This is a genomic window from Bradyrhizobium sp. Crot121 (assembly GCF_059512385.1).
The window spans coordinates 1-441 of sequence record NZ_JCAMOR010000386.1 but is presented as its reverse complement, the minus strand read 5'-3'; the positions used below and the strand labels follow the sequence as shown (position 1 = coordinate 441).

The window sequence follows — 441 nt, the reverse complement described above, 5'->3', positions numbered from 1 at the left end:
CCCGCCCGTGCATGGGCATCGAGCAGGAAACGCGAGACAATCGTCGATACGGCGCGTTCAAGCAGCCGGGAGGCGGCCTCGATCACCGTGACCTTCTTGCCAAGCTTTGCCGCCGAGGCAGCAACCTCAAGTCCAATGAACCCGCCCCCGATGATGACGATCTCGTTCGCCTGCTCCAGTCGCCCCTTGAGATCGCAGGCATCAGTGAGGGATCGAAGATAGCAAATCCCATCGAGTTCGGCGCCGGGGACCAATATGCGCCGAGCCCGCGATCCGGTGGCGATCACGAGACTGTCGAAGTCCAGCCGGGCGCCGCCCGCAAGCGCGACCTGTTTCGCTTGCCGGTCAATCTCCACGGCCCGTTGTCCCAGAACGAGGTCGATCCGGCTGCTCTTGAAGAACGCATCATCGCGCAGAATTAGCTGCGGCTCGCGGACTTCG

At 63.0% G+C, this 441-nt stretch carries 1 protein-coding gene; it reads right to left on the bottom strand.

Annotated elements, in window-relative coordinates; all coding sequences use genetic code 11:
- Positions 1-441, bottom strand: a 441-nt coding sequence (locus AC5ZGW_RS47105) for an FAD-dependent oxidoreductase (protein WP_496114268.1), incomplete at both ends; no start/stop codon positions are given.